A 13,099-nucleotide genomic window follows, 5' to 3' on the forward strand; every position below is an offset into this window, starting at 1 on the left:
GCACTCAGGCCGCGAGCGTCTCGCAGCCTCGTGGCTCGGCCACGCAGATCCGGTCGCGGCCCAGGCGCTTGGCCTGCCTGAGTGCGTCGTCGGCCCGGCCGATCGCCTTGTCGAGCCTGAGGCAGGCCGGGTCGGTGACGCCGGGGCACAACAGCGGCGCGAGGCCGATGCTCGCGCTCAGGGTCAGGCTTCGCCCGTCCGACAGGTGCAGCGGGGTGCCGACGATCCGCTCGCGCAGCCGGGCGGCGATCGAGCCGGCGGCCGCGCGATCGAGGCCCACCATCAGCAGCGCGAACTCGTCGCCACCGTAGCGGCCCAGCACGTCGCCGGGCCGGGTCTCGGCGCGACACAGGTCGGCAACCTGCCGGAGCGCCCGGTCGCCGGCCAGGTGGCCGAACTCGTCGTTGATCTGCTTGAAGCGGTCCATGTCCAGCATCAGCAGCCAGGCCGACTGGGCGTCGCGGCGGGCGCGTTCGTGGACGCGCGCCATCCGCTGGAAGAACTCGCGGCGGTTGCACAGCTCGGTCAGCGAATCGTGCGTCGCGAGGTGCTGCTGCGCGCGCTCGCTTCGGTCCAGTCGCGCGATCAGGCCGATGCTGAGCCAGGACAGTGGGGGAACGATGAGGGCCGGGATCAGCGCGGCAGGCAGCAGGCGCGCCGGATCGAGCGAGGCGCCGGTCGCGGCGCGGATCAGGACGGCGAGGGAAAGCGAGAGCGCCACCACGGCGATCGTGAGCGCGAGCACCGTGCGCGGGACCCCCAGGGCCACGATCAGGCGGCGGTACAGGACCAGGACGCGAGGCGATTCGGGCGGCAAGGACGCATCGCCGGGAAAGGTGTTCACTGTCGGGACTCTTCGGGTTGTCTTTTGGGATTTTCCCTTATCCACAGGCGGGGAGGGCCACCGTTCGGAGGATCGGAACGACCCGTTCGGCGGGAGGGGACGCGAGGGGTCCTCGAGCGTGGCCTTGACTAGCGGAAATCGCGGCTGCCCGGCGCGAGCCGGCCCAGCAGCGCCGAGTCGTCGAGCACGCGGCGCGCGATCAGGTGCATGACCTGCCCGCCGGTGGCGGTGTCGCGCTGCCACAGGCCCTGCACGGTCATCAGCCGGGCCGACAGCACTTCGGCCCGATGGCGCTCGAAGACCTGCGGCCAGACGATCACGTTGATTGCGCCGCTTTCGTCCTCGATCGTGACGAAGACGGTGCCGCGAGCGGTCTCCGGGCGCTGGCGATGGGTGACGATGCCGCAGGCGGCGACGATCCGGCCGTCGGGGATCTCGCGCAATTCGGCCGCGGTGCGCGCCCGGCGGCTGGCCAGCCGGGGGCGCAGCAGCGCGAGCGGGTGCTGGCCCATCGGGATGCCGAGCGAGCGGTAGTCGGCCAGCGTGCTCTCGCCGGGCGTGGGCTCGGGCAAGGCGACCAGCGCCTCGCCGATGGCCGCCCGGGCCAGCAGCGGCGGGGGCGGGGCGAACGCGGCGACCTGCCACGCGGCCTGCAGCCGATGGCCAGCCAGCGCGCGCAGGGCATCGGCGTCGGCCAGGCATTGAAGGTCGCGACGATCGAGCTCGGCTGCGCGGGCAAGGTCGTCGACGTCGTCGAAGGGTGGCAGGCCCGGTCGCGCCAGGCGGCGCTCGGCGCGCGCCGCGACCAGCCTCAGCGCGCCGGCCTTCGACAGGCCGCGCACCCGGTCCAGGCCCAGCCGGACCGCGGGCTGCAGCCGCGGGCCGGCTTCCTCGAGCGTGCTCTCCCAGTCGCTCTCGAGCACGTCCACACCGCGCACCTCGACGCCGTGGGCGCGCGCGTCGCGCACCAGTTGCGCCGGCGCGTAGAAACCCATGGGCTGGCTGTTCAGCAGCCCGGCCAGGAAGGCGGCCGGCTCGTGGCGCTTGATCCAGGCCGACACGTAGACCAGCAGCGCGAAGCTCGCCGCGTGGCTCTCGGGAAAGCCGTATTCGCCGAAGCCCTGGATCTGCCGGAACACGGCCTCGGCGAACTCGGGGGCATAGCCGCGCCGGGTCATGCCGTGGACCAGCTTCTCGCGAAAGCCGCCCAGGTCGCCGCGGCGGCGCCAGGCCGCCATGGCCCGCCGCAGGGCGTCGGCTTCGCCGGCGCCGAAACCGGCCGCCAGCATCGCGATCTGCATCACCTGCTCCTGGAAGATCGGCACGCCCAGCGTGCGCTCGAGCGCGGGCCGGATCTCGTCGCGCGGGAACACGACCGGCTCGAGCCCCTGGCGCCGGCGCAGATAGGGATGGACCATGCCGCCCTGGATCGGGCCGGGTCGCACGATCGCCACCTCGATCACCAGGTCGTAGAAGCGGCGCGGCTTCATCCGCGGCAACATGCTCATCTGCGCGCGCGACTCGATCTGGAACACGCCCACGGTATCGGCGCGCGAAATCATCTGGTAGGTGGCTTCGTCCTCGGCAGGGATGTCCTGCATCCGGAACGGCCGGCCGCGGCGCGCGGAGATCAGTTCGAGCGCGCGGCGGATCGCGCTGAGCATGCCCAGCGCCAGCACGTCGACCTTGAGCAGGCCCAGTGCGTCGAGGTCGTCCTTGTCCCACTCGACCACGCTGCGCCCGGGCATCGCCGCGTTCTCGACCGGCACCAGCCGGGTGAGCCGGTCGCGCGCGATCACGAAACCGCCGGTGTGCTGCGACAGGTGGCGGGGAAAGTCGCGCAGCGTGGCGGCCAGCGACAGCCAGAGCCGGCCGGTGCGCGAGGCGGGATCGAGGCCGGCCTCGGCCAGTGCCTGCGGCTGCAACGAGCGGTCCCACCACTGCTGCGACCGGGCCACGGCCTCGATCGCCCGCGGCGCGACGTCGAGCGCCTTGCCCACGTCGCGCAGCGCCGAGCGCGATCGGTAGCGGATCACCGTGGCAGCCAGCGCGGCGCGGTCGCGGCCGTACTTCGAGTACAGGTACTGGATGACTTCCTCGCGCCGCTGGTGCTCGAAGTCGACGTCGATGTCGGGCGGCTCGGCGCGCTCGCGGCTGATGAAGCGCTCGAACAGCAGGTTGCCGCGCGCCGGGTCGACCTCGGTGATGCCCAGGCAGTAGCAGATCGCCGAGTTCGCCGCCGAGCCGCGTCCCTGGCACAGGATGCCGCGGCCGCGGGCGAAGTCGACGATGTCCGTAACGGTCAGGAAGTAGGGCTCGTAGCGCAGCTCGGCGATCAGGGCGAGCTCGTGCTCGATCTGCCGTGCGACGGCCTCGGGGGCGCCGCCCGGATAGCGGCGCGCGGCGCCGCGCAGCGTGAGCGTGCGCAGCCAGCTGGCCGGGGTCTCGCCGGCCGGCACGATCTCGTCGGGATATTCGTAGCGCAGCGAATCGAGCGAGAAGCGGCAGCGCTCGGCCAGCGCCACGGTTTCCTCGAGCATGCGGGCAGGGTGGAGCTGCGCGAGCCGCAGGCGGCTGCGCAGGTGCTGCTCGGCGTTCGAGGCCAGCGCGTAGCCGAGCCGCCGCACCGGCGCGCCGAGCCGGATCGCGGTCAGCGTGTCCTGCAGCGGCTTGCGTGAGCGCAGGTGGCAGTGCACGTCGCCGACCGCTGCGAGCACGAGGCCCGCGCGCCGGCCCGCCTCGCGCGAGGCCTCGAGCAGTGCGGCGTCATGGCCGCGGGCGTGCAGCGCCACGCCGATCCGGCCTTGGTCGTCGAAGCGCTCGCGCAGCCAGCGCGCCGCCTCGACGAAGGATCCGGGCGGCGACACCGCGACGGCCGGCGGCGGCACCAGCAGGGCGAGGCAACCGGCCAATCCGTGCCGCAGGTCCGTGTCGAGCAGCCGGTAGCGGCCCTTCGGGGCGCGCATCCGCGCCGCGGTGATCAACTCGGACAGGTTGCCGTAGCCGTCGCGGTCGGTGGCCAGCAGGATGAGCCGGAAGGCGCCCGGCGCGCCGGGCGGCGCGGGCAGCAGGTCGCGCAGCGAGAACTCGGCGCCGACGACGAGCGGCATGCCGGTGCCGCGCGCCTGCAGGTGCGCGCGCACCACGCCGGCCAGCGAGCACTCGTCAGTGATCGCGATCGCCGAATAGTCGAGCGCCTGCGCCCGCTCGACCAGCTCCTCGGGGTGCGAGGCGCCGCGCAGGAAGGAGAAGTTGCTGACGCAGTGGAGCTCGGCGTAGGGGGCAGGCATCGGCGATCGGCGCGAAGCGGCCGGCGCCTGATGGCTGCCTCGCCGCCGGTTGATACTGTACAGAAAAACAGTATAACGCGTGCTCGATCGAAGCCCCCAGGAGGTTCTCCGGTGCGCTCAGGGTTCGATCGCAATGCCTCGCACCGGGCTGCCGTCCCCGATCGTGCCGATGGGCGAGGCCTTGCCGTTCAGCAGGTCGATTCGCATCAGCACCGACCGGCCCTGCTGCCGGACGCTCGCCAACGCCTCGTTGTCGATGTCCGCAATGTCGAACGAAACGTCTTCGAGCGGGCCGGTGCCCAGTGGCCCCACCGTCAGGAGCACGCCGGTGTTCGGCGAGACCGGCGTCGTCGCATTCTCGCGAGTGCCTTGCGTGAGCAGCAGGCCCCGCGCGGCGTCGATCGCGAAATTGGTCGTCAGCCTTTCGTCCTGCTGGTTGTAGGTATACGCGGCCGCCACGACGGCCGGCGCGGCCCCTGCGTCCCGATCCCTGGGATCGAAGGCCAAGGGCCCGTCCGGCTGCGCGCCGGCCCGGGCCGGATCGAAATCGACCAGGGCGCCGGTGTCGGGATGCAGGCGGGCATTGAGGCCCGCATCCGTGACCACGCGGATCCTGTCGACCGCCGGGTTGAAGTCGAAGCCGACACGTCCCGACAAGGCGACGGCGGGCAGGGCCGGTTCGCCGACCGCGCGCGTTCGGGCGGTGCGCGGGTCGACGACATAGAGTCGTCCCGTCGAGCCCAGCGCGTAGAGCATCCCTCGTGCGACACGGTAGTCGATGCCCACGATGGTTTCGCCAGGCGCCAGGCCGCTCAGGCTGCGGCGTTCGAGCAGGCGTTCAGGCCGGGCCGCGTCGAGGCGGATCAGTTCGTTCGACGCGGTCACCGCATGCACGATCCTCGGCAGCCCCGGAGGGCCGGATGCGGGGGACAGGGCCGGGCCCGGCACCGTTGCGGCGCCACCGCCACGGGCTTCCGGACCTGCGGCTTGCGGTGTCGCGCAGGCTGCGAGCAGCATGGCCAGCCCGAGCGGGACCAGTCCTGCCGGCCAGGCAGGCAGCAGCGGACGGCGACGGGAGGCGAAGGCGCCTGATGTGTTTGCAAGGGACATCGTCGGTGGATCCTGTGACTCGGGGACACCTGCGATCCTGAGGCGAGGCCCGGCGATGACGCAAGCGCGGCCGATGCGCTGCCTTGTCGACCGACAGGCGGCGTACGCCAGCCCTCCAGGCCTTCTTACACTGTAGGGGTCGATCCTTTCGTGCCGGACGCTCGCCTACGACGATGACATGCCCCTGCAACTGCCGACTCCGCCCTGTGCGACGCGAGACCGCGCGACCGTTCGGCGCGGCCCGGCCGCTCGTGCGGCGCCGGCACCGGATGCCTGCCGCGTGCCTGCTTGCCGTCCTCGTCGGCATGACGCCCGCGCTGTCCGTGCAGGCGTTGGCGGCGAACCTCGCGGTGGCGGTCCGGGACGGTGAGGGCCGGGCCGTGGCCGATGCCGCAGTGTGGGCGGCGCGGCGAGGCGCTGCGCAGTCCTCGCAGGCCGTGGTCGGCGCAACGATCGACCAGCGGGATCGGACCTTCGTTCCCTTCGTGTCCATCGTCCAGACCGGCACTGCGGTCCGCTTTCCGAACAACGACACGGTCCGGCACCACGTGTATTCGTTCTCGCCCGCCAAGGTCTTCTCGCTGAAGCTCTATCTCGGCACACCCGCCGAGCCGGTGGTCTTCGATCGGCCCGGGCGGGTCGTCCTCGGCTGCAACATCCACGATCGGATGCTCGCCTATGTCTATGTGGTCGACACGCCGCATTTCGGCGTCAGTGGAAGCGACGGATGGGTGCGGCTCGAGAACCTGCAGGAAGGCGATTGGGACGTGATGGTGGCGCATCCCGACCACGAAGGCGAGCCGGTGACCTCGCGGATCGCCATTTCGCGTCGCGACGCCCGGCACGAGCTGAGCCTCGCGATCCCGGCGACGTCTCGCAAGCGGATGTCGCCCCGATGACCGTTCTGCCGCGATTCCGCACCTTGAGAGCCAGGATCATCGTGCTGTTCGCGGTTCTCGTGGTCGTGGGCCAGGCGATCGGCTACCTCCTGATGGACGGCGCGCACCGCAGCACCGCGCAACAACAGCTCGAGCGCTCGCTCGCGGCGGGCGAGCGCGTCTTCGGGCGGCAGCTTCAGCACAGCCGGGCGCAGCTTGCGCAGGCGGCAGGCGTGCTGGCGGCCGATTTCGCGCTCCGGGAAGCGATCGCCACCCGCGATGCGGCAACGCTGGCCTCGGTGCTCGCCAACCACGGGCGCAGGATTGCCGCCTCGACGATGATGCTCCTTTCGCTCGATGGGCAAGTGCTTGCCGATGCGCGCGACGACCAGCCGGGCGTCGGGCGGCGCGCGGCGAGCCGGGTCCCGTATCCCGAACTCTTCGAGCGGGCCTCGCGCGGCGAGGGCGCGTCGGGTGTGGTGATCGACGAGGGCCGCCCGTACCAGGTCGTCATCGTCCCGGTGCTGGCGCCGGTTCCGATCGCATGGATCGCGGTCGGCTTCCTGATCGACGATGACCTCGCCAACGACCTGAAGGCCTTGACCGGCCTGGAGGTGTCCTTCGTGGCCCGCCAGCGCGACACCTTCGTCGTGCTCGCCAGCACCATGGCACCGGGCCTCGATGCCACGCTCACCAGGCGGCTCCTGGCGACCGGTACGGACGCCGTCGCGCACGTCGTCGAGGTGGGCGAGGATCGTTATGGAACGCGGGTCCTCGCGCTCGAAGGCGAGCGCAAGGGGCAGGTCTCCGCGGTGCTGCAGCAGTCGATCGACGAGCTGCTGCGCGGTTACGACCGGCTGCGCCAGTTCCTGGCAGTGCTCGCGGTGGCGAGCGTCTGCGTGCTGGTCGTGCTCGGCTACCTGGTCGCGCGCGGCATCACGCGACCGCTGGCGATGCTCGGCGCGGGCGCGGCGCGGATGCGCCGAGGCGACTACTCCGAGCCGATCGTGGTGCGCCAGCGGGACGAGGTGGGCATGCTCGCCGACAGCTTCAACCGGATGCGCGAGGACATTGCATCGCGCGAGAGGGAGATCCTGCGGCTGGCCTACGTGGATCGGCTCACCGGGCTGCCGAATCGGGCCGGCTTCAACGAGCGACTGGAGCGGGCGATCGTGTCGCACCGCGGCATCGGACAGCGCTTCGCCGTGGTCCTTCTGAACCTGGACCGCTTCAGACTGGTCAACGACACGCTGGGTCACGAGGCGGGTGACGACGTGCTCCGCCAGGTCGGTGACAGGCTGGTCGCGCTGATCGGAGACTCGCAGCACGTTGCCCGCTTCGGCGGCGACGAGTTCGCGGTGCTCCTCGATCGGGCCGACTCCGGGGGCGCGACGCGGGTGGCCGAGCGCATCCTGGATTGCCTGAAGGCGCCGTTCGGTGCGGCAGGCCAGCCTGTGCATGTCGGCGCCAGCCTTGGCCTCGCGGTGTTCCCCGATCACGCGGACGATGCTGGCGCGCTGGCAAGGCATGCCGACATGGCCATGTTCGCCGCCAAGCGCACGCACGTCGGGTACGCGGTCTTCGACCCGAGCCACGACGTTGCCCGGCAGGAGCACCTCTCGCTGCTGGGCGAGCTGCGTCGCGCGGTCGAGGAAAGGCAGCTGCGGGTTCACTATCAACCGAAGATCGACCTGGCGCAGGGCCGCACCTACGGCGTCGAAGCGCTCGTTCGCTGGGAGCATCCCGATCGGGGCCTGGTGCCACCGTCCGCGTTCGTCCCCTTCGCGGAACAGACCGGATTCATCAGGACGGTCACGCGCTGGGTGCTCGACGAGGCGATCCGGCAGTGCGGCGAGTGGCATCGGAACGCGAGCCCGCTGAACGTGGCCATCAATCTGTCGACCCGCGATCTTCACGACCCGGGCCTCGTCGGACTGGTGTCGGACATGCTGGCGCGGCATCGGGTGCCGGCGCCGCTGGTCACGCTGGAGATCACGGAGAGCAGCTTCATCGACGATCCTGAGCTCGCGCTGCGCACCCTGCGCAGCCTGCGCGCGCTCGGGCTCGGGCTGTCGATCGACGACTTCGGAACCGGCTTCTCGTCGCTGGGCTACCTGAAACGGCTGCCGGTCGGCGAGCTGAAGATCGACCGGACCTTCGTCTCCGGGATGCTCGGCGACCGCGACGACCTGGTCATCGTTCGGTCGACGGTGGAGCTCGCGCACAACCTCGGGCTGCGTGTGGTCGCTGAAGGGGTCGAGGACGAGGCCGTGGTCGAGGCCTTGCGGCGCATCGGTTGCGATGCCGCCCAGGGCTGGTTCGCCAGTCCCGCGCAGGCGCCCGATGCGCTCGGCGCCTGGCTGGCGGAATCTCCCTGGGGAATCCGCCAGCCTCGAGACGAAGTCGTTCGAAGCGCCTTCGTCATGTAACATTTCTCCCAAAGAATATCCGGTCCGCCCGACCGGGCGGACCGGTGGCCCGGCCGCTGCCGGCATTTCCAGAGGAGAGAAGAGCAATGAACGACAAGCGTTTTGCCGCCATCAAGGGCTGGGCACGCGGTGGCATCGCGGCGGCACTGGCTGCGGCCGGCCTGATGGCGGCAATGCCGGCCTCGGCACAGACGGAGATCCAGTGGTGGCACTCGATGACGGGCGCGCTCGGCGACCGCCTGAACGGCCTGGCCGAGCGCTTCAACAAGAGCCAGTCCGGCTACAAGGTCACCGCGGTCTACAAGGGCTCGTATCCCGAGTCGATGACCGCCGGCATCGCCGCCTTCCGGGCCGGCAACGCGCCGCACATCATCCAGGTCTTCGAGGTCGGCACCGCCACGATGATGGCCGCCAAGGGCGCGATCGTGCCGGTGGAGAAGCTGATGAAGGACGCCGGCTACAAATTCGACCGCACCGCCTACGTGCCGGCCGTGGCGGGCTTCTACACCACGAGCAAGGGCGAGATGCTCTCGTTCCCGTTCAACAGCTCGACCACGGTCTTCTACTACAACAAGGACGCCTTCGCGAAGGCCGGGGTGAACAAGGTGCCGGAGACCTGGCCCGAGGTCGCCGCCGCGGCCGCGAAGGTCAAGGCCTCGAACGCGGCCAGCTGCGGCTACACCTCGAGCTGGGCGAGCTGGGTCCACATGGAGAGCTTCTCGGCCTGGCACAACGTGCTGTTCGCCACCGAGAACAACGGCTTCGGCGGCAACAAGGCGCGGCTGAAGCTGAACACGCCGCTTCACGAGCGCCACATGAACAACCTGGCGCAATGGGCCAAGGATGGCTGGTTCCAGTACCCTGGGCGCACCAACCAGGGCGACGCCAAGTTCTACAGCGGAGAGTGCGCGATGTTCACCGGCAGCTCGGCCGCCTACGCCAACGTCAAGCGCAACGCGAAGTTCCAGTTCGGCATCGCCAGGCTGCCCCATTACTCCGACGTGCCCGGCGCGCCGCAGAACACGGTGATCGGCGGCGCGAGCCTCTGGGTGATGGCCGGCAAGAAGGCCGACGAGTACAAGGGCGTCGCGAAGTTCTTCGACTTCCTGTCCTCGCCCGAAGTGCAGGCCGAGTGGCACCAGGCCACCGGCTACCTGCCGCTGACCATCGCCGCCTACGATCTCACGAAGAAAAGCGGCTTCTACGACAAGAACCCGGGCACCGACGTGTCGGTCCAGCAGATGATCGTGAAGACCACCGACAAGTCACGCGGCGTGCGGCTGGGCAACTTCGTGCAGATCCGCGACGTGATCCACGAGGAGATGGAGGCGATGCTGGCCGGCAAGCAGAACGCGAAGCAGGCGCTCGAGAAGATGACCTCTCGCGGCAACGACCTGCTGGCCCGCTTCGAGCGCACCGCGCGCAACTGAGCTCCGCGCCCGGCACCGACATCACCACGCGAGACCGATCCTGGAAAAGCGAGTCGTCTTTCGCGGCCGGTGGCTGCCGTTCGCGCTGATCGCGCCGCAGATCGCGATCATCCTGGTCTTCTTCTACTGGCCGGCGATCCAGGCGCTGGTCCAGTCGGTGTTCATCCAGGACGCGTTCGGCGGCAGCATGGAGTTCGTCGGCCTCGAGAACTTCGAGGTGCTGTTCGCCGACGAGCTCTATCTGGACTCGTTCAGGATCACCGCGGTGTTCTCCGTGGCGGTCGCGTCGATCGGCCTGGTCACGAGCCTCGTGCTCGCTTACTTCGCCGATCGGGCGATCCGGGGCGCGGTCGCCTTCCGGACCATGCTGATCATCCCCTACGCGGTGGCGCCGGCCATCGTGGGGGTGCTCTGGATGTTCCTGTTCAACCCCACGCTGGGCATCGTCGCGCACTGGCTGCGCGGCTTCGGCATCGACTGGAACCACGTCCTCGACGGTCGGCAGGCGATGATCCTGGTCATCATCGCCGCGGTCTGGAAGCAGATCAGCTACAACTTCATCTTCTTCCTGGCCGGCCTGCAGTCGATTCCCAAGTCGCTGATCGAGGCGGCCGCGCTCGACGGCGCCGGCGCCTGGCGCACCTTCCGATCGGTGATCTTCCCGCTGCTCTCGCCGACCACCTTCTTCCTGCTCGTCATCAACATCGTCTACGCATTCTTCGACACCTTCGCGATCATCGACGCGGCGACCGAGGGCGGGCCGGCCAAGGCCACCGAGATCCTCGTCTACAAGGTGTTCTACGACGGGTTCAAGGCGCTCGACATCGGCAGCTCGGCCGCGCAGTCGGTCGTGCTGATGGCGATCGTCCTGATGCTCACCTTCGTGCAGTTCCGCTTCATCGAGCGGCGCGTGCAGTACTGACCGGGGCCACTGCCGTGCTCGACCGCGATCCGCTGATGAAGGTGCTCACCTATCTGGTGCTGATTGCCGGCGTGGCGATCATCGCGCTGCCGGTCTGGGTCACCTTCGTGGCCTCTACCCAGACGCTCGAGCAGGTGCTCGCGGCGCCGATGTCGCTGTTGCCCGGCGACCGCTTCCTCGCGAACTACGCCGAGGTGCTTGCCGCGGGCGCCGGCAATTCGGGCGCGCCGGTGGCCCGGATGCTGGGCAACAGCCTGCTGATGGCGATGGTGATCGCCGTGGGCAAGATCGCCATCTCGCTGCTGTCGGCCTTTGCGCTGATCTACTTCCGCTTCCCGTTCAAGAAGCTGGCGTTCTGGATGATCTTCGTGACGCTGATGCTGCCGGTCGAGGTGCGGATCATGCCGACCTACGAGGTCATGTCCAATCTCGGCCTGATCGACACCTACACCGGCCTGACCTTGCCGCTGATCGCCTCGGCCACCGCCACCTTCCTGTTCCGGCAGTTCTTCATGACGGTGCCCGACGAGATGGCCGAGGCCGCGAAGATCGACGGCGCAGGGCCGATGCGCTTCTTCTTCCACATTCTGGTGCCGCTGTCGCGCACCAACGTGGCCGCGCTGTTCGTGATCCTGTTCGTCTACGGCTGGAACCAGTACCTGTGGCCGCTCCTGGTGACCACGCAGGAGTCGATGTACCCGGTCGTCATCGGCATCAAGCGGATGATCTCGGGCGGGGATGCCGCGACCGAGTGGCACCTGGTGATGGCCACCGCAATGCTCGCGATGCTGCCGCCGGTGGCGGTCGTGGTGCTGATGCAGAAGTGGTTCGTCAAGGGCCTGGTCGATTCGGACAAGTGAGCCTGCGCCGCGGGGACAGATCGTGATCCTGGCTTCGAAGATGCTGAACGTCGGTTTCGACGATTGGCCGTATCCGGCCTTCGTCGCGCATCGCGGCGCGGGCCTGCTCGCGCCCGAGAACACGCTGGCCGCGATGCGCGCCGGTTTCGACCATGGTTACCGGATGTTCGAGTTCGACGCGAAGCTGTCGGGCGACGGCGTGGCGATGCTGATGCACGACGCCGTGGTCGAGCGCACCACCAACGGCAGCGGCCGCGTGGCCGGCATGAGCTGGGGCGAGCTGGCCCGGCTCGACGCCGGAAGCTGGCATTCGGCGCGCTACGCCGGCGAGCCGGTGCCCACGCTGGCTCGGGTGGCGCGCTGGCTGCGCGCCAACGACTGCCTGGCCAACATCGAGATCAAGCCCTGCCCGGGGCGCGAGGCCGAAACCGGCGCCGCCGTGGCGATCGAGGCGCTGTTGCTGTGGCGCGATGCCGAAGTGCCGCCGCTGCTGTCCTCGTTCTCCGAGGCGGCGCTCGAGGCGGCCCGCAAGGTGGCGCCCGGGCTGCCGCGGGCGCTCCTGCTCGGCGAACTGGCTGCCGACTGGCTCGATCGTTGCCGGGCGCTGGAATGCGTGGCGCTCGATGCCAGCCATCGGGTGCTCGATTCGGCCACGATCGCTGCGGCGAAGGCGGCGGGGCTGAGGGTGCTCTCTTACACGATCAACGAGCCGGCCCGGGCCGTCGAACTGCGGGCCGCGGGCCTGGACTGCGTGATCACCGACGCGGTGGACCTGATCGTCCCCGGCGATTGAGCGTGCCCGGCGATTCGGCCGGCGCAGATGTCGGGCGCGCGCGGATGGCTTTGCCGCGGGACCCGGCCGGCGGATTCGACCCGACGCGCTTGACAGGCGTCAACGCGCTCGCGGGCGTGTTGCCCGAGAATGCGGGGAATTCACAGGAGATTGGAATGTCCTTGTCGGAACAGCAGGTTGTGGGATTGCTCACTGGGATGCGCGAGCGTCTGGCGGTGCTCGAAGAGGAGATCGGCCGCAAGCTCGGCGACAGTGCCGACGACCTGAGCATGCTCGATCGCGTCGGCGATTCGGGCGACTTCTCGAATGCCATCGCCAGCAGCGAGGTGGACCTGTCCGAGGCGCTGCGCGACATCGAGGAGTGGCGTGGCCTGCGCGGCGCGATGCGCCGGATCGACGAAGGCCGCTATGGCTTCTGCGTGGACTGCGGCGTGGAGATCCCGTTCGCGCGTTTGCAGGCGCAGCCGGTGGCGCTGCGTTGCGTGGACTGCCAGTCGCGCGCCGAGCGTTCGTCGGGGGCCCACTCGTCGACGATGTAGACGG

10 protein-coding genes are annotated in these 13,099 nt (G+C 69.8%); 7 read left to right on the forward strand and 3 right to left on the reverse strand.

Features of this window, described 5'->3' with window-relative positions:
- Nucleotides 1-4: 4 nt before the first annotated feature.
- The 3 genes from FHP08_RS17420 to FHP08_RS17430 form a co-directional block, all read right to left on the reverse strand.
- Nucleotides 5-844: a GGDEF domain-containing protein gene (locus tag FHP08_RS17420; protein WP_187272353.1), complete on the reverse strand. Its 840-nt coding sequence runs from the start codon at nucleotides 842-844 to the stop codon at nucleotides 5-7.
- Between the two features lie 128 nt (nucleotides 845-972).
- Complete coding sequence (locus tag FHP08_RS17425; RefSeq protein ID WP_147705780.1) at nucleotides 973-4,134, reverse strand: error-prone DNA polymerase; 3,162 nt, start codon at nucleotides 4,132-4,134, stop codon at nucleotides 973-975.
- A 117-nt stretch (nucleotides 4,135-4,251) separates the two neighbouring features.
- Nucleotides 4,252-5,244 carry a DUF4394 domain-containing protein gene (locus tag FHP08_RS17430; protein ID WP_225879190.1) on the reverse strand — a complete coding sequence of 331 codons (993 nt, stop codon included), beginning with the start codon at nucleotides 5,242-5,244 and terminating at the stop codon, nucleotides 4,252-4,254.
- Between the two features lie 269 nt (nucleotides 5,245-5,513).
- Between FHP08_RS17430 and FHP08_RS18520 the strand changes: the two genes are divergently transcribed.
- From FHP08_RS18520 to FHP08_RS17460, 7 genes are all read left to right on the forward strand, one after another.
- Nucleotides 5,514-6,143: a methylamine utilization protein gene (locus FHP08_RS18520; protein ID WP_187272354.1), complete on the forward strand. Its 630-nt coding sequence runs from the start codon at nucleotides 5,514-5,516 to the stop codon at nucleotides 6,141-6,143.
- Nucleotides 6,140-8,551, forward strand: coding sequence for a putative bifunctional diguanylate cyclase/phosphodiesterase (locus FHP08_RS17435; protein WP_187272355.1), 2,412 nt, complete (start codon nucleotides 6,140-6,142; stop codon nucleotides 8,549-8,551). Before FHP08_RS18520 ends, FHP08_RS17435 begins: the two co-directional genes overlap by 4 nt.
- An 86-nt stretch (nucleotides 8,552-8,637) precedes the next feature.
- Nucleotides 8,638-9,981, forward strand: a complete 1,344-nt coding sequence (gene ugpB, locus FHP08_RS17440) for a sn-glycerol-3-phosphate ABC transporter substrate-binding protein UgpB (protein WP_147705782.1) — start codon at nucleotides 8,638-8,640, stop codon at nucleotides 9,979-9,981.
- A gap of 40 nt (nucleotides 9,982-10,021) precedes the next feature.
- The gene (gene ugpA / locus FHP08_RS17445; protein ID WP_147705783.1) at nucleotides 10,022-10,903 is read left to right on the forward strand and encodes a sn-glycerol-3-phosphate ABC transporter permease UgpA; all 882 of its coding nucleotides are present in this window, start codon (nucleotides 10,022-10,024) and stop codon (nucleotides 10,901-10,903) included.
- A gap of 35 nt (nucleotides 10,904-10,938) precedes the next feature.
- Nucleotides 10,939-11,763 carry a sn-glycerol-3-phosphate ABC transporter permease UgpE gene (gene ugpE, locus FHP08_RS17450; protein WP_407704050.1) on the forward strand — a complete coding sequence of 275 codons (825 nt, stop codon included), beginning with the start codon at nucleotides 10,939-10,941 and terminating at the stop codon, nucleotides 11,761-11,763.
- A gap of 40 nt (nucleotides 11,764-11,803) precedes the next feature.
- The gene (gene ugpQ / locus FHP08_RS17455) at nucleotides 11,804-12,556 is read left to right on the forward strand and encodes a glycerophosphodiester phosphodiesterase (RefSeq protein ID WP_147705842.1); all 753 of its coding nucleotides are present in this window, start codon (nucleotides 11,804-11,806) and stop codon (nucleotides 12,554-12,556) included.
- Between the two features lie 2 nt (nucleotides 12,557-12,558).
- Nucleotides 12,559-13,095, forward strand: coding sequence for a TraR/DksA family transcriptional regulator (locus tag FHP08_RS17460; protein ID WP_225879194.1), 537 nt, complete (start codon nucleotides 12,559-12,561; stop codon nucleotides 13,093-13,095).
- Nucleotides 13,096-13,099: the final 4 nt, after the last annotated feature.

The sequence above is a fragment of the Zeimonas arvi genome, assembly GCF_008039575.1.
In the GTDB taxonomy this organism is placed as follows: domain Bacteria; phylum Pseudomonadota; class Gammaproteobacteria; order Burkholderiales; family Burkholderiaceae_E; genus Zeimonas; species Zeimonas arvi.